The sequence below is a fragment of the Hamadaea sp. NPDC051192 genome (assembly GCF_040682475.1).
Classification (GTDB): Bacteria; Actinomycetota; Actinomycetes; order Mycobacteriales; family Micromonosporaceae; genus Hamadaea; species Hamadaea flava.
Genome location: NZ_JBFBAZ010000024.1, coordinates 68,722 through 84,885, shown reverse-complemented (window position 1 = coordinate 84,885; position 16,164 = coordinate 68,722). Strand labels below are relative to the sequence as shown.

Genomic DNA, 16,164 nt, shown 5'->3' with positions numbered 1-16,164 from the left:
GGAGTTAACTGTGGTCTCGACGGTGTGTCGTGACTGGAAACTCCATGATCAACGCCCGTGGGGGCGGCGGGGTGGGGAGGGGTGGGGAGGGGTGGGAGGGGGTGGGAGGGGGAGGGGTGGGGGGTTAGAGGAAGCGGACCAGGCGGATGTCGGCCCACACCTCTTTGCCCGGTCCGGACAGGATGGTGCCCCACCGCTCGGCCACCAGGTCGACGATGCCGAGCCCATGGCCGACGTCGGGCTCCTCACCGAGCACCATGTGCGGCAGGTCCCGGGTGGCGTCGCTGACGGCCACCCGCAGAGTGTCCGGTCCCAGCGTGAGCCGCAGCGTACGCGGACTGGCCGCGTGGGCGACGGCGTTGGCGGTCAGCTCCGCGGCGACCAGTTGCACCCGGTTGACCATCCACGGCATCAGCCAGCTCCAGCAGGTCCGCCTGGCGAACCGATGTACGCGAGCCGCCATCGTCGGCGTGGCCCACAAGGTCAGCCGCGCCTCGGGCACGGGTGCGACCGGGAGCAGCCGGATCGGTGCGGCGGGGTCGACCTCGGCGCAGACCGTGGCCCGCACGTGCAGGTGGCGTTGGATCAGCCGGGCCGCGGTGGAGTCCGGCGGGGCCTGAATCAGCAGCGGGATCGGATACTCCAGATCGCAGCAGTACCGCTGCAGCGTCGGCACCGCCACCAGGCCCGTCGCGTCGGCCTCCGTCACGTTCGTCAGGTTGAGGATGATCAACCGGGGCGCGTCGGCCACGCACTTGCGGACCGCCAGCCGCAGCCGGGTCGCGGCGGCAAGCGTCATGGCACCGTGTACGCGCACCTCAGCCACGGTCTGGCCATGGTGGACGATGTCGATCCGAACGCCGGTCATCACATAGCCACTTTCGACTCCAACGGGGAATTTCGCTACCCCGTACCGCGTTCGGCGACACCTGTTCGGACAGACGAAATCCGATCGGGCAGGTGAGGAGGTTTGAGAAGATCAGCTTTGGGTAGCGTGCCTTTGCATGAGGACCCCCAGGAATGCGGCATCGCCCGACGGACGGAGCTCGCCCGGCCCGACGTGTCCACCGGCGAACGACGATTTCGAAGCCGGAGCCCGGATGGCCCGTGCGTGGCTCGGCACTGAGGACGGCCGGCGCTGGCATCAGCGGGCCGCCGACTCGGCCGGTCTGCTGAAGGCGGTCCTGCGGGCGCTCTCCACCCGGCACGGCCGCGACTACCTGCGGGGCTTCGCTGTCGCGGCGACCAGTCCGGGGCATCCGACGATGCCGGTCCGGTCGGCCACGACCAATGGCTCGGCCAACAGTTCGGCGACCGGCTCGGCCAATGGTGCGGCGACCGGCTCGGCCAATGGTGCGGCGACCGGCTCGGCCAATGGTGCGGCGACCGGCTCGGCCAACGGTTCGGCGACCGGCTCTGCCAACGGTGCGGCGACCGGCTCGGCCAACGGTGCGGCGACCGGCTCGGCCAACGGTGTGGCTACCGGCGCGAAGCGGTCCGAGCGCCTGACGGTCGGCCTGAGTGAGGACGAGGACCTGGCGCTCAAGCAGTTCGGCATGTCCGACGGCGTCGCCGCCGCCGCGCGGGTCCGGGCGATGCTGCTCGTCTACCGCACCGACCCCGACTACCGGCGCCGGGTGGACGAAGTCATCCACGCACCCGTCTGAGGCGCGCCGGTCAGCTATGTGCGCCGGTCCAAGCCGGTCGTCCGGTCATCCATCCGCCGGTCCACGGCCGGGTAGCCGGGGTAAGGCCGGGTGCCGGTAGGGCGACGGGTTCAGGTCGAAGCGCCTCGCCCAGCCGGCGGCTGCGCGGGGAGTGGGGAGTCGTCGGCGTCGATGAATTGCAGCAGGCTCAGCACGGTCGCGACGATGCCCTGGGCGCCGACCACGCGCATCGGCTGCCCGGCGGCCTCGGCCGCGAGCTGCGCGGTCATCAGGCCGCGTACGCCGGCCGCGTCGATGAAGGTGAGCTGGGAGACGTCCACGACGAGGTGGCCGCCGCCCCGGCTGATCGCGCCGAGCAGCGCCTGCCTCGCCCGGCCGCCGGCCGGCAGATCCAGCTCGCCCCGGAGGAACACGGTGACTTCGCCGTCCGGCTCAGTGACTGACCACGCCTCGAAATCGCTTGGCGTCACTATCCGCCTCCATCGTCCCAGCCTCCGTTGTCGGTCCCCGACGCCCTCGATGTCCGATTTCCAGGAGTTCCGCCGAATCCGGGAGACGCGGCGATCGGCCAGCTCCGTTACCCCGGTCCGCGATCGACGAATCGTCCCCGCGGATACCGGTGTCGGAAATCGCGAAACCGGTCGGCCAAGCTCTAGAGTCAAGAGTGTGACGCATCGCGACGTGGTGGTCGTCGGGGCGTCGGCCGGTGGTGTCGAGGCCTTGCGGGCGATGGTCGCCGGTCTGCCCGCCGACCTGCCGGCCGCGGTCCTTGTCGTCCTGCACGTCCCCCGGTCGGCGCCGAGCGCGCTGGCCGCCATCCTCGACCGGGCGAGCAGCCTGACCGTGCGGCCCGCCGTGGACGGCGAGACGCTGCGGCGCGGGCGCGTCTACGTCGCGGTCGTCGACCGCCACCTGCTCATCCTGGACAATCGCATCCGGCTCTCCCGTGGTCCGGCAGAGAACGGCCACCGGCCCGCGATCGACCCGCTCTTCCGGTCCGCGGTGCGAAGTTTCGGTCCGCGAGTCATCGGCGTGGTTCTTTCCGGTACGCGAGATGACGGCGCCGCGGGGCTGGCTTTCGTCGCTCAGGTCGGCGGGGTCACCGTCGTGCAGGATCCGGCCGACGCCGCGTACCCGGCGATGCCAGAGGCGGCGATGAGCGCCTGCGACGTGGACCATGTGGTTCCGGCCGCCGAGATCGGCCCGTTGCTGGGTGAGCTGGCCCGCCAATCGGCCCCGTCGTTCGTCCCGGGCCAGGACTCGCCGCGGGAGAGGGAGCCGGTCGAGTCGCGTCGCGAGCCGGCGGGGGACGGCGACCTGGGTACGCCGGCCGGCTACGGCTGCCCTGCGTGCGGGGGCGCCCTCTTCGAGGTCAGCAGCGAGTCGGTGCCGCGCTTCCGGTGCCGTGTCGGCCATGGCTGGTCGCCGGACAGCCTGCTGGAGGAGCAGTCGGCGGCGTTGGAGAGCGCACTGTGGATGGCACTGCGGGCGCTGTCGGAGAAGGCCTCGCTGAGCCGGCAACTGGCCGAGGCGATGCGCCGCCGCACCGGGCGTCCTGGCCTCGACCGGCTCGAGACGACGGCCCGTGACTCCGACGTGGCCGCCGAGATGATCAGGAGCTTGATCGAGGAGATCGGCTCCACCACCGCCGGGTTGCCGGTCCAGTTGACTGAGTGAGCGATACGCGCGGTTGGGGTATGGGGCGTGCCTCATGAAGTACCGTATTCGGGCGAGATGCGCGTGCGTGAAGGGCGTGGGCGATGATGAACCAGACGGATCCGCGCTTCGAGGCGTTGCTGACCTACCTGAAGGACGCGCGCGGCTTCGACTTCACCGGCTACAAGCGATCCAGCCTGATGCGGCGGGTCGACCGGCGGATGGCGCAGATCGATCTCGAGGACTACGGCGAGTACCAGGATTATCTGGAGTTGCATCCGGACGAGTTCACCGCTCTGTTCAACACGATATTGATCAACGTCACCGGTTTCTTCCGCGACGCCGACTCGTGGGACTTCCTGCGTAACGAGGTCGTCCGGCCGCTGTTGCTGACCAAGCCCGCCGACTCGCCGGTCCGGGTCTGGAGCGCGGGCTGCGCGTCCGGTGAGGAGGCCTACACGCTGGCGATCATGCTCGCCGAGGTGCTGGGCCCGGACGAGTTCCGCCAGCGGGTCAAGATCTACGCGACCGATGTGGACGAGGAGGGCCTGGCCCAGGCGCGTCAGGCCAGCTATTCCGACAAGGATGTCGGCAGCATGCCGCCCCAGTTGGTCGAGCGCTATTTCGAGGTGGCCGGCGGGCGGCATATCTTCCGCAAGGATCTGCGCCGATCGGTGATCTTCGGGCGCAACGACCTGATCCAGGACGCCCCGATCTCCCGGATCGATCTGCTGGTCTGCCGGAACACCCTGATGTACTTCAACGCCGAGACCCAGGCGCGCATCCTGTCCCGATTCCATTTCGCGCTCGGCGAGGGCGGGGTGCTGTTCCTCGGCAAGGCCGAGATGTTGCTGAGCCACACGAGCCTCTTCGCACCCATCGACTTGAAGCGCCGGGTCTTCCGCAAGGTGCCGCGGTTCATGCAGACCAACGGCGCGGTGCCGATCGACGTCCCGCACCCCCCGCCGCGTACCGAGGTCGGCCCGATCGATCAGCTGCGCAACGAGGCGTTTCAGGCGAGCCCGGTGGCGCAGATCGTGGTCACCGCGGACGGACTGGTGGCGCTGGCGAACAGACAGGCCGAGGCGTTGTTCGGGGTGACCAGCCGCGACATCGGCCGGCCGTTCCGGGACCTCGACGTCTCCTACCGGCCGCTGGAGCTGCGGCGGTTCATCGAGCAGACACAGGTGGAGCGTCGGATGACGCGAGCGGGCGACGTCGAGTACCTGCGCAGTCCCGGCGATTCGGTGCACCTGGAAGTCCAGCTTCATCCGCTCGTCGACGCCGACGGCGGGCTGCTCGGCACCACGCTGGTCTTCCACGATGTGACCGGCGCCCGGCGCTTGCAGGAAGACCTCGAACACGCCAACCGGCAGCTGGAGACGGCGTACGAGGAGTTGCAGTCGACGAACGAGGAGCTGGAGACCACCAACGAGGAGCTCCAGTCCACGGTGGAGGAGCTGGAGACGACCAACGAGGAGCTCCAGTCCACCAACGAGGAACTGGAGACGATGAACGAGGAGCTCCAGTCCACCAACGACGAGCTGCAGAGCATCAACGACCAGCTCCGCTCCAGCACGAACGAGCTGGACGAGGCCAACCTTTTCCTGGAGGCCGTGCTGACCAGCCTCCGGGCCGGGGTCACTGTGCTCAGCCGCGACCTGGTGGTGCAGGTCTGGAACCGGCGCGCCGAGGATCTGTGGGGCCTGCGCCAGGAGGAGGCGATCGGCGAACACTTCCTCAACCTCGACATCGGGCTGCCCGTCGAACAACTCCGCCCGGCGATCCGCAAGGTCCTCAGCGGCGAGACGCAGCCGCAGGAGACTCAGCTGCCCGCGGTCAACCGGCGTGGCCGGCAGATCGAGGTACGCGTCGTCTGCACCCCGCTGGTGTCCAGCTCGGCGGAGGTGACCGGAGTCATCCTCGTGATGGAGTCCGACCACCTCACCGGCGGTTAGCCCGCCGGGCGTACGCGCAGGGCGGCCCACCGGGTGGTGGCCTCGGTCCCGACGGTGGTGCCGTAGGCGCTCGACAGCAGCGCCACGAGCAGGATGTCGCGTCCGCCGATCCGGTGGTCGCCACGCACCTGAAGATGAAGTTGCGCGCCGCGATGAGTGAGGATCAGGTGCAGCCCGGTCTGGGTCTGGAGGGCGTCGGCGACCAGTTCCGCCACGACGAGCTGGGCGGTGTCGGCGATCTGTGCGATGGCCCAGCGCCGGCAGCAGTCCCGGACAGTCGATCGCGCGTCGCGGATCGCGTCGTCGTCGGCCGGGAGCCACCGGTACGCCCGATGGGTGGCTGCCGTTTTGGCGTCGGCTGTCGCCAACGCCGCCGCCCGGCTGGAGTGCAGCGCGACGCGCCAGCTGATGGCTTCCAGAATCCGGCGGCCGATTTTGGTCTGCGGGCTGGCGTAGCAGTCGAGGCGGGCGCCGCAGTCGCGCATCGCGCGTTTGTCGAGAGTCGGCAGGATCGCCAGGTGGTGAGGGTCGAGCACCTCGACGTCGTCCAGACTGAGCAGGAGAACCCGGGGCTGTTCCGGCAGGATCTTCAGCAGTGATCGGCGTAGTGATGCGGTACCGGCGAGATCGAGCAGTCCCTTGGGCCGGAGGTCGTACACACCGGTCCTGAGGTCTTGCTGAGTCACCGTCGTCAGGCTCGTGCCATCACCCGATCCGGCCGATCCGCCCGTGGGCGGCGGGGGTATGAACCGAGCGCCGTACCCACGATCGAGCCGAGTCAAACATCGCGAATCCCACCGGATTCGCACCGATCACACCAGGCTGGCCATGGCGTTCGGTCGCACCTGGACGGATCGGTAGACCGCCTCGGCCTGTTCGGCGATCCGCGTCCACGGATACCCCTCGCGTACGCGCCGCAAACCGTCCGCCGCGTACGCGTACCGCAGTGGTTCGTCGTCGAGCAGCTGCCGGATCGCGCCCGCCAGCCGGGGCACGTTGCCGGGTTCGACGAGCAGCCCGGACGCGCCGTGGACCACCGAGTCGGTCAACCCGCCGACGGCGTACGCGACGACCGGGGTGCCGCAGGCCATCGCCTCCAGCGGAGTCATTCCGAACGGCTCGTACGCCGGAGCGCAGACGACGACGTCGACGGCCTGGTACAGCGTCGGCATCCGCCAGCGGTCCACCGCGCCGAGCAGCCGCAGCCGGTCGCCGACGCCCGCCTCGATCGCCGCCTCCACCAACCGCCGAGCCTCCGGGTCGCGGCCGAGATGTCCCTGCGCCGGACCGCCGGCGATGAGGAGCTCGGCGTCGGGCACCGTCCGCAGCGCGCGGATGATGTCGGCGTACCCCTTGCGGGGCACCAGCCGCCCGACGCTCAGCAGCCGGGCGTGCCGCCCGTCCGCCCGCGCCGCCGGTTCGCCGTCGGCCGGACGGAAGTGCTCGGTGTCCACACCCGACGGGACGACGGCGATCCGCTTCCGGCGTACGCCGACGCGCCGGAGTTCCGCGACCTCGTCGGCGCTCTGCGCGATGACCCGGTCGGCGCTGGTGGCGACCATGGTCTCCAAGCCGATGCGGTCCGCCGGGCTGGTGTCGGCGGCGCCCTGCATGCGGCGCTTGACCGTGCCGAGCGCGTGGAACGTGGCCACCAGCGGAATCGGCTCGCCCAGGCGTACCTTCGCGGCCTCCAGCGCGGCGACGCCGCTCATCCAGAAGTGCGCGTGCACGACGTCCGGGGCGTCGATGGACCATCGCTCGGCGAGTCGGCGGCCGAACTCGCCCATGAACGGCAGCAGGCCGTCTCTCGGAATGCGTTCGGCGGGGCCGGCGGGGACGTGCACCACCCGGAAGCCGCCCGGCGCGGTCATGGTCTCCGGCAGGTGGGGACCGTCGCGTCGGGTGTAGACCGTGACCTCGTGGCCGCGCCGCCCCAGCGCGGTGGCCAGCGCCTCGACGTGGACGTTCTGGCCGCCGGCGTCCACGCCGCCGGGCGGGGCCATCGGGTTGGCGTGTTCGGAGATCAACGCCAGGCGGAGCGGTGTGGTCATGCCTGAGCGGCTACCCGGGGAAATACCACCTCAAACTACTTATTTCGTTCGCTCGTGGAGAGGCCGCCGATCATCAGGCCGAGGGTGAAGCGGAACCGGTCGTCGACCGTTCCGGCGGTCAGCTCGGCGGCGTACCGCTTGGTCTGCGGGAAGGAGTCCGGCAGGTCGGCGAACCGGCGCAGCAGCTCGTCCCGCCCGACGACCCAGTTGTCGTCACTGCGGCTCACCCGCCGGTCGACCAGCGAGACCTCCAGGCTGTACGCGTTGACGTAGAGCAGCAGCGCGTCGATCGCCCAGGCGGCCGTCTGCGGCTCGACCCCGCCCGCGAGCAGGATGGCCAGCATGCCCTCGGCGACCCGCAGCGTCTCCAGGTTGGACGGCGCGGCGGCGAACGCGGCTCGGGAGATGCCCGGATACCGCAGGTATCGGTCCCGCAGCTGGGTGCAGACGCCGATGATCTGCTCGCGCCAGGCGGCGGGGTCCGGCTCCGGCAGGCGGATCTCCGCGCACAGCCGCCCGATGAGCAGCTCGTCCAGATCCTCTTTGTTGACCACGTGGGCGTACAGCGACGAAGGTCCCGTCTCCAGGGCGGTGGCGAGCCGACGCATCGTCAGCGCCTCGTAGCCCTCCTGGGCCACGATGCCGAACGCGGTGTCGACGAGGGTTTCGACTGTGATGGGCGCTTTCCGGCCGCCGGACGGTCCGCGCCGGGCCTTGGGCGTACTCGACTCGGCGCCGAGCTGATGCCGCGCCGCGCGCCGTTCCTGCGGAGTCGGTGACATAGGGAGAGCTTAGCGGACTGGCGAACGGTGTTCGACAACACTAGGAACACCGTTCGCATGAATACGAACAGTGTTCTAGACTGGCGGCATGAACCGCTCACCTCGATCCCTCCGGGAGGCCTGGGTCGCCCTGGCCGGGCTGTCCGCGGTCTTCCTCTTCGAGATGCTCGACAACTCGATCTTGACTGTCGCGCTGCCCACGATCGGCCGCGACCTGCACGCCTCCACAACCGCCGTGCAGTGGGTCACCGGCGCGTACGCCGTCGTGTTCGGCGGACTGATGCTGGCCTTCGGCGCGATCGCCGACCGGTTCGGCCGCCGGCGCGTCATGATCGCCGGGCTGACCCTGCTCGCCGTGGCGAGCCTGGCGGCCGCGTTCGTCACCACCGCCGACCAACTGATCGCCGTACGCGTCGCGACCGGGATCGCGGCCGCGATGACCACCCCGGGGTCGATGGCGCTGGCCTTCCGGCTGTTCGACGAAGACCGCCTCCGCGTCAGCGCCACCACGCTGATCTCGACCGTCGGCCTGGCCGGGCTGGCGATCGGGCCGACCGTGGGCGGTCTGGTGCTCGCGGTCGCGCCGTGGCAGGTGCTGCTGCTGGTGAACGTGCCGATCGCCGCGCTCGCGATCCTCGGCGTACGGTTCGGCATCGCGCCGGACGACCCGGCCGACCGGCACCGCGATCCGATCGACGTCCAGGGCGCGGCGTTGGGCACCGCGACCATCGTGTTCGCGCTCGTCGCGCCGACACTGTTCGTCGACGAGGGCGCCGGATCGTGGGTCCCCTGGGCGGTCACCGTCGCGGCCGTCACCGGCGCGGTCCTCTTCCTCCGCCGTGAGCGTACGGCGCGTCACCCGCTGCTCGACCTGGCACTGCTGGCCAATCCGCTCGTCTCCAGCGGCCTGGCGTTCAAGGCCGCCGCCGGGCTCGCGACGGCGGGCCTGACCTACCTGGTCACCCTGCAACTGCAACTCGACTGGGGCTGGCCGCCCGCGCTCGCCGCCCTCGGCATGCTGCCGCAGGTCGTGGTCCTCCTCGCGGGCAGCGCGTTCGTCAACCCGCTCGTGCGTCGCGTCGGGCTCGAACGGGCCGGCTGGCTCAGCGCCGTCTCCGTGGTCGCCGGCCTCGCCGTCTACTGCCTGCTCGGCCGGACCGGCTACGGCTGGGTCGCGCTCGCCCTCGTGCTCGTCGCAGCGGGGATTCGCGTGGTCGGCGTCGTCGCGGCGGTCAACGTGCTCCGGGGCCTGCCGGAAAGTCGTACGACGATCGGCGTAGCGCTCACCGACACCGCGACCGAGGTCACCTCCGGCGTCGGCATCGCCGTCGTCGGCACCATCCTCGCGGCCTGGTTCACCGGCGACATCGCCTCGTCCGGCTGGAGCCCTCACCAGACCGCCGAGTTCCGCGCGGCCACCACGCTCGCGAGCCTCGCCCTCACCGTGCTGGCGGCGGCTCTCGTCGGCTGGGGATTCACTCGTACGCGCAAAGCAGCGACCGAGCCGGTGACTGAGCCGGTGACCGAGCCGGCCGAGCACCTGATCGCCGAGCGCGCCTGAAACGCCCCGAAGAAGGGACATTTCCCCGTAATCTAGGCTCAGTTTGTCGGGTGTTCCGGGGGGCTTCGACATGAGCATCGATCAGACGACGCTGGACAGCATCGCGTTGCCGGACGAGCTGCGTACGGTGGTGGGGGACTTCTCCTTCATCGACGGCGTGCCGTCGCTGGACAGCGTCTCGTCGCTCTACGACGTCCTGGATCTGCTGCGCGGCGTTGAGGCGTTCCTGGTCGCGATGCCGGGCGCGGCGCTGTCGGCAATGCGCAACGGCGTACGCGGCATCGGGATGACGAGCACGGCGACGGTGGGCATCACGGACCCCCGGGCCAACTCCACGAGCCTCTATCTGACGCCGAACACCGACACCACGTACGCCCACGCGTTCCTCGATCTACACGCCGACGGCCCGGTGGTCATCGAGGCCCCGCCGAAGTCGCTCTGCGTCGTCGACGACTTCTGGTTCCGCTACGTCACCGACATGGGGATCGCGGGCGAGGACAAGGGCGCGGGCGGGAAGTACCTCATCGTGCCGCCGGGCCACGACGAACCGCTGCCGGACGGCTACCTCGTCCGGCCTACGCCGACCTTCACGAACTGGGCGGTGTTCCGGGCGCTGGAAGGCGTACCGGCGATCAAGACGATCAAGATCTATCCGCTCGCCAAGGCGGCCGATCCGCCGCCGACCCGGTTCGTCGACATCACGGACACGCCGCACAACACGGTGCACGCCAACGACTTCACGTTCTACGAAGAAGTCGACGCCATCGTCCAGGAAGAGCCGCTGGACAGCCTGGACCCGGAGCGCCGCGGCATCCTCGCCGCGATCGGCATCGTCAAGGGCCGGCCCTTCGCCCCCGACGACCGGCTGCGCGGCATCCTGGCCAAAGCCGCCCCACTCGGTGCGGCCATCGCCCGCGCGCTCGTCTACCAGCCCCGAGACCCGGACAGCTACTACTACGAGGGCTCCTCGTGGAAGCAGGCCTTCGTGGGCGGCAGTTACGAGTTCCTGCGCGACGGCGCCCGGCTGCTCGACGCGCGAGCACTCTTCCACTACTTCGCGACCGTCATCACCCCGGCGATGGCGGCCGCCTCCGTCGGGGCGGGCTCGCAGTACGCGTACACGGCCGAGGACAGCGACGGCGGCTGGCTCGACGGCGCGAAGGACTACCGGCTGCACCTGCCGCCGGGCGTACCGGCGAAGAACTTCTGGTCGGTCTGCGTCTACGACACCCAGACCCGGTCGCTGTTGCGGACCGATAACCCGTACCCCTCGGTGTCCAGCCTCGACCCGAAGACGGTGACCAATCCGGACGGCAGCGCGGAGGTCTACTTCGGGCCGAACCCACCGTCCGATGGATCGGCCAACTGGATCCAGACCGTCCCGGGCAAAGGCTGGTTCGTGATGCTGCGCCTGTACGGGCCGCTGGAGTCGTGGTTCGACAAGTCCTGGCGCCCCGGCGAGATCGAGCCGGTCGCCGGGAAGCGGTCGTAGCCGTGGGGGAGGTGGTCGGGGACCTGCTGCCGCTCGCGCTCGGCGTCGCGATCAGCCCCATTCCGATCATCGCCGTGATCCTGATGCTGTTCGCCCCGCGAGCCGGTGGCACGAGCTTCGGGTTCCTGCTCGGCTGGCTGCTCGGGATCGTGGTGGCCACCGTGGTGTTCCGGTGGCTCGCGACGGTGTCCGACCTGTACGCCGACAGCGGTGGTTCGACCGGCGTGGCGTGGGTCAAGCTCCTCCTTGGCGTGGTGATGCTGCTGCTCGCCCTGAATCAGTGGCGCTCCCGGCCGGCCCCCGGTACGCAGGCCGAGCTGCCGAAGTGGATGGCCGCGATCGACAAGTTCACCGCGGCCAAGGCGCTCGGCCTCGGCTTCGCGCTGTCGGCGATCAACCCCAAGAACCTGGCGATGTGCGCGGCTGCCGGGGTCGCCATCGGGGCGGCCGCCCTGTCCGGCGGGCAGCAGACCGTCGCCGTCGCCGTCTTCACGATCATCGCGGGCTGCACCGTCGCCGTCCCGGTCCTCGCGTACGCGGTGGCGCGCAGCCGGATGCGAGCGCCGCTCGACCGGCTCAAGGTATGGCTGGAGGCGAACAACGCCACGGTCATGTTCGTCCTGCTGCTGGTCATCGGCGTGGTCCTGGTGGGCAAGGGGATCGCCGGAGCGTTCTGACCCCCGCCAAACCCGGCTGGTCAGGGCTGGTCGGGGACGAAGCGATAGCCTAGGCCCGGATCGGTACGCAGATAGCGTGGCCGGCTCGGGTCCGGTTCCAGCTTCCGGCGCAGGTTGGCCATGTGTACGCGCAGGTAGTTCGTCTCGGTGTTGTAGCGCGGTCCCCAGACCTCCTGCAGCAGCTGCTGATGAGTGATCAGGCGGTCGGGGTTGCGGAGCAGCATCTCCAGCAGATGCCATTCGGTGGGCGTCAGCCGGACCTCGGCCCCGTCCGCGTCAGTGGCGCGTTTGGCGGCCAGGTCGACGGAGAACGCGGTCGTCGTCACGACGGCAGGGGACTCCGTCGGCGTCGTACGCCGCATCGCCGCCCGGATGCGGGCGAGCAGCTCGCCCATGCCGAACGGCTTGGTGACGTAGTCGTCGGCCCCGGCGTCCAGCGCGTTGATCTTCGACTGCTCGGTGAGCCGGGCCGACAGCACCAGGATCGGCACGCTCGACCAGCCCCGGATCGCCTCCACGACGGCGACCCCGTCCAGGTCGGGCAGGCCGAGGTCCACGATCACCAGGTCGGGCGGATTCTGCTGGGCGGCGGCCAGCCCGGTCGCGCCGTCCGGGGCGACCACGACCTCGTAGCCCCGGGCGGACAAGGCGATGCGCAACGCCCGCAGCAGTTGACGGTCGTCGTCGACGACCAGCACCCGAGTCACGAGTCGATTCCATCATCGACGCCGCGGGTGCGGGCGAGCGGCAGGCCGACGGTCACCGTGAGACCGCCGCCCGGAGTGTCCGAGAAGGACAGGGTGCCGCCCATCGCCTCGGTGAAACCGCGGGCGATCGCCAGGCCGAGGCCGAGCCCGCCGGTGGTGGTGCGATCGTCGAGCCGCTGGAACGGCGCGGACAGCCGATCGCGGTCGGCCTCGGGAATGCCCGGCCCGTGGTCGACCACCCGAAGGTCGAGCGTCCGCTCGGTCGCGTTGGCGGTGACCAGGATCGGCGTACCGGGTGGGCAGTGGTGCACGGCGTTGACGACGAGGTTGGCGACGACGCGTTCGAGCAGACCGGGATCGGCGTACGCCAACGGCAGGGCGTCGGAGACGTTGACGGTCACTGCGGCCTGCGGCTCGGGTTGGTGCAACATGGCGGACGCCACCACCTCGTCGACGGCGGTCGGCCGGGCGTCGACGCTGAGCGCACCCGCCTGAAGACGGCTCATCGCGAGGAGGTTCTCGACGAGGTCGGCCATCCGGTCGGCGGACTCCTCGATCGTCTCCAGCAGCTCGGCCTGCTCTCCGGGGCCGAGCCGCAACTCCGGATCACGCAGGCTCGACACGCCCGCCTTGATCCCGGCCAACGGCGTACGCAGATCGTGGCCGACCGCCGCGAGCAGCGCCGACCGCAGCCGGTCGATCGCGGCCAGTTCCCGGGCCTGGGCGGCCTGTTCGGCCAGGCGTTCGGCCTGCAGCACCCGGGCCGACGCGGCGGCGATGCGGACGAGGAACCGGGGATCGGGGGCGAAGATCTCGGGTCCCTCGACGACGAGCTTCAGCCCGGGTCCGGCGGGCACGGTCAGCACCGGCTGCCCGGTCAGGCCCCGGCCAGACCGCGCCACGACGTGATCGATACCGGCCGGATCGGTCTCCACGAGAGCGGCGGCATCCATGCGCAGCGTCTGGCGTACCCGAAGAAGAAGGGAGTCCGTGGATCCGGCGGCGACCGGCTCCGCACTGATCCGCGCGAGCAGGGCGGCCTCGACCCCGGTGCGCGCGGCTTCCGCGCGCTGCCGGGCGGCGAGATCCATCGCGACGCTGACGGTGATCGCGACCGCGACCGACACGACCAGGGTGATCACGTTGTCGCCGCTGGCCACCCGGAAGGTGTGGTAGGGCGGCACGAAGAAGAAGTTGATCAGTAGATTCGCCGCCACCGCCGCCGCGAGCGAGACGGCCAGCCCGCCCACGATGGCCGTCACCACGACCACCACCAGATAGAGCAGGATCACGCCGGCCAGCGAGACGTGGTCGCGCATCGGCAGCAGGATCGCCGTCAGCGCGGTCAGGCAGACGAGGGCGACCAGCGCGCCCGTCCGGACTCGCCGCCGGGCCTGGTCGGCGGGCGGTGGTCCAGGCTGCGCGTCGCTCATCTCCGCCAAGTTAGCTCGTGTGCCCGGCCGGAGTAGGCAGCTCGGCCGGGATCGGCGTCGGCGCGCCGGTCGAGTCGAGCTGCCAGGGCACGCTGGTCACCATCACCCCGCGCTTGTAGAGCAGCCGGGCCTTGAGCCGCAGGGCGGACTGGTTGTGCAGCAGATGCTCCCACCAGCGGTCGACCACGTATTCGGGGATGTAGATCGAGATCAGATCCTGCGGATGCTCCGCGTGCAGCCGTGCGACGAAGGTCAGCACCGAGCCGGTGATGTCGCGGTAGGGGGAGTCCACGATGGTCAGCGGCACCGGGATGTCGTGGGCCTCCCATTCGGCCTGCAACTGGCGTACCTCGTCGGGGGTGATCGCCACCGTCAGCGCGGTCAGTGTGTCCGGCCGGGTCGCGCGGGCGAAACCCAGCGCGCGGATCGTCGGCCGGTGCAGCCGCGAGACCAGCACCACCGCGTGGATGCGCGGCGGCAGCAGCATGCCGCCCGGTTCGGGCGTCAGCTCCGTCGCCACCCGGTCGTAATGCCGGCGGATCGCCCGCATCATCGTGAACAGCACCGGGATCGCGATGACCACGAGGTACGCGCCATGCGTGAACTTGGTGACGGTGACGATGATCAGCACCAACCCGGTGAAGCAGGCGCCGACCGCGTTGATCGCCTTCGACCGGTGCATCCGCCGTCGCTGTCCCGGATCGCGTTCGACCCGCAGCAGCTTGTTCCAGTGCCGGACCATCCCGGTCTGCGACAGGGTGAACGAGGTGAACACACCGAGGATGTAGAGCTGGATCAGGCTCGTGACCGACCCCTTGTACGCGTAGATCAGCGCCCCGGCGACGACGGCCAGCAGGATGATCCCGTTCGAGTACGCCAGCCGGTCGCCGCGGGTGTGCAACTGACGCGGCAGATACCGGTGTTCGGCGAGGATCGAGCCCAGCAGCGGGAAGCCGTTGAACGCGGTGTTCGCCGCGAGGATCAGGATCAACGCGGTCGCGGCCTGGATGTAGTAGAAGCCGATCGAGCCGGACCCGCCGAAGATCGCCGAGGCGAGCTGGGCGATCACCGTACGCTGTGCCGAGTTGGCGCAGTTGCCCGGATATCCGACCAGGTCACAGGTGTTCTCGACGTAGTGCACCTTCGAGATCATCGCCAGCGCCGTGATACCGCCGAACATGACGATCGACAGCAGGCCCATGGCGGCCATCGTCCGGGCCGCGTTGTCGCCCTTGGGCGGCTTGAACGCCGGTACGCCGTTGGAGATCGCCTCGGCGCCGGTCAGCGCGGTGCAGCCGGACGAGAAGGCACGCAACGCCAGGAACAGCAGCGCCAGCCCGGACAACCCGGTGTGCCCCGGTTCGGGCACCACCCCGAACGCCGCGCTCTCGGCCACCGGTGCGTCTCCGAAGGCGACGCGTACGGCACCGGTCACGATCATGATCAGGACGCCGGCGACGAACATGTAGGTCGGCACGGCGAAGATCCGGCCGGACTCCTTGACCCCGCGCAGGTTCAACGCCATGAGCACGGCGACGAAGCCGAGATTGACCGGCACCCGCCACGGGTTCAGCTCCGGGAACGCCGAGATGATGTTGTCCACGCCCGCCGCCACCGACACGGCCACGGTCATCACGTAGTCGACGAGCAGCGCGGCGGCCACGACGAGACCGGCCGACGGGCCGAGGTTGCTGCTCGCCACCTCATACGAGCCGCCGCCACTGGGGTACGCCCGCACCACCTGCCGATACGACAGCACGACGACGGCCAGCAGCACGATGACACCCAGCCCCACCCACGGCGCCAGATACAGGTACGCCAATCCGCCTAGCGTCAGGACCAGCAGGATCTCCTGCGTGGCGTACGCGACGGAGGAGAGGGGGTCGCTGGCGAAGACCGGCAGCGCGATCCGCTTGGAGAGCAGCTGCTCGCCGAGCCGGTCGCTGCGGAGGGGCCGGCCCACGACCAGGCGCTTGAACACCTCGAACACGCTTCCAGTCAAGGCTGTCCGGAGTGCGGGAGCGGCGATCTTGACGCGTTCTTAACGGCAACGCGGCCGATCTTGATACGGCGTTAGCGCTATGCCGCGCGCCTCCATGATCAGGGGAACTTTTGCGGCGTTATAGCACCACAAAAGTGACCCTGATCATGGGGCGCGCGCCGGAGTCGCCGTCCGCTGT

The 16,164-nt window shown here is 70.1% G+C and carries 14 protein-coding genes; 6 read left to right on the top strand and 8 right to left on the bottom strand.

Annotated elements, in window-relative coordinates:
- Positions 1-124: 124 nt before the first annotated feature.
- Positions 125-868 (bottom strand): hypothetical protein, encoded by a 744-nt coding sequence (locus AB0M47_RS13440; protein WP_363412543.1) that lies wholly within the window; start codon positions 866-868, stop codon positions 125-127.
- Between the two features lie 232 nt (positions 869-1,100).
- On the opposite strand from AB0M47_RS13440, the gene AB0M47_RS13435 reads away from it, so the two are divergent.
- Positions 1,101-1,667 carry a hypothetical protein gene (locus tag AB0M47_RS13435; protein WP_363412541.1) on the top strand — a complete coding sequence of 189 codons (567 nt, stop codon included), beginning with the start codon at positions 1,101-1,103 and terminating at the stop codon, positions 1,665-1,667.
- 110 nt (positions 1,668-1,777) lie between these two features.
- Here the strand turns inward: AB0M47_RS13435 and AB0M47_RS13430 are convergent, their stop codons facing one another.
- A complete protein-coding gene (locus AB0M47_RS13430) occupies positions 1,778-2,137 on the bottom strand; it encodes an STAS domain-containing protein (protein ID WP_363412539.1) in 360 nt (119 codons plus the stop codon).
- Positions 2,138-2,333: 196 nt separating this feature from the next.
- Between AB0M47_RS13430 and AB0M47_RS13425 the strand changes: the two genes are divergently transcribed.
- A complete protein-coding gene (locus AB0M47_RS13425) occupies positions 2,334-3,344 on the top strand; it encodes a chemotaxis protein CheB (protein ID WP_363412537.1) in 1,011 nt (336 codons plus the stop codon).
- A gap of 83 nt (positions 3,345-3,427) precedes the next feature.
- A complete protein-coding gene (locus AB0M47_RS13420; RefSeq protein ID WP_363412535.1) occupies positions 3,428-5,281 on the top strand; it encodes a CheR family methyltransferase in 1,854 nt (617 codons plus the stop codon).
- Here AB0M47_RS13420 and AB0M47_RS13415 read toward each other — a convergent pair.
- The 3 genes from AB0M47_RS13415 to AB0M47_RS13405 all read right to left on the bottom strand — a co-directional run bounded on the left by AB0M47_RS13415 (position 5,278) and on the right by AB0M47_RS13405 (position 8,114).
- A complete protein-coding gene (locus AB0M47_RS13415) occupies positions 5,278-5,967 on the bottom strand; it encodes a hypothetical protein (protein ID WP_363412534.1) in 690 nt (229 codons plus the stop codon). The genes AB0M47_RS13420 and AB0M47_RS13415 overlap by 4 nt on opposite strands.
- 126 nt (positions 5,968-6,093) lie before the next feature.
- A complete protein-coding gene (locus tag AB0M47_RS13410) occupies positions 6,094-7,332 on the bottom strand; it encodes a glycosyltransferase (RefSeq protein ID WP_363412532.1) in 1,239 nt (412 codons plus the stop codon).
- 35 nt (positions 7,333-7,367) lie between these two features.
- A complete protein-coding gene (locus AB0M47_RS13405) occupies positions 7,368-8,114 on the bottom strand; it encodes a TetR/AcrR family transcriptional regulator (RefSeq protein ID WP_363412530.1) in 747 nt (248 codons plus the stop codon).
- Between the two features lie 88 nt (positions 8,115-8,202).
- Here AB0M47_RS13405 and AB0M47_RS13400 point away from each other — a divergent pair, with 88 nt between their 5' ends.
- From AB0M47_RS13400 to AB0M47_RS13390, 3 genes are all read left to right on the top strand, one after another.
- The gene (locus AB0M47_RS13400; protein ID WP_363412528.1) at positions 8,203-9,675 is read left to right on the top strand and encodes an MFS transporter; all 1,473 of its coding nucleotides are present in this window, start codon (positions 8,203-8,205) and stop codon (positions 9,673-9,675) included.
- Between the two features lie 70 nt (positions 9,676-9,745).
- Positions 9,746-11,167, top strand: coding sequence for a DUF1254 domain-containing protein (locus tag AB0M47_RS13395; RefSeq protein ID WP_363412526.1), 1,422 nt, complete (start codon positions 9,746-9,748; stop codon positions 11,165-11,167).
- A gap of 2 nt (positions 11,168-11,169) precedes the next feature.
- A complete protein-coding gene (locus AB0M47_RS13390; RefSeq protein WP_363412524.1) occupies positions 11,170-11,844 on the top strand; it encodes a GAP family protein in 675 nt (224 codons plus the stop codon).
- A 20-nt stretch (positions 11,845-11,864) separates the two neighbouring features.
- Here AB0M47_RS13390 and AB0M47_RS13385 read toward each other — a convergent pair whose 3' ends face one another.
- The 3 genes from AB0M47_RS13385 to AB0M47_RS13375 are packed head-to-tail and all read right to left on the bottom strand — an operon-like array spanning position 11,865 to position 15,974.
- Entirely contained in the window at positions 11,865-12,551 is a 687-nt protein-coding gene (locus AB0M47_RS13385; protein ID WP_363412522.1) for a response regulator, read from the bottom strand.
- A complete protein-coding gene (locus AB0M47_RS13380; RefSeq protein ID WP_363412520.1) occupies positions 12,548-13,984 on the bottom strand; it encodes an ATP-binding protein in 1,437 nt (478 codons plus the stop codon). Before AB0M47_RS13380 ends, AB0M47_RS13385 begins: the two co-directional genes overlap by 4 nt.
- A gap of 10 nt (positions 13,985-13,994) precedes the next feature.
- Complete coding sequence (locus tag AB0M47_RS13375) at positions 13,995-15,974, bottom strand: APC family permease (RefSeq protein ID WP_363412518.1); 1,980 nt, start codon at positions 15,972-15,974, stop codon at positions 13,995-13,997.
- Positions 15,975-16,164: the final 190 nt, after the last annotated feature.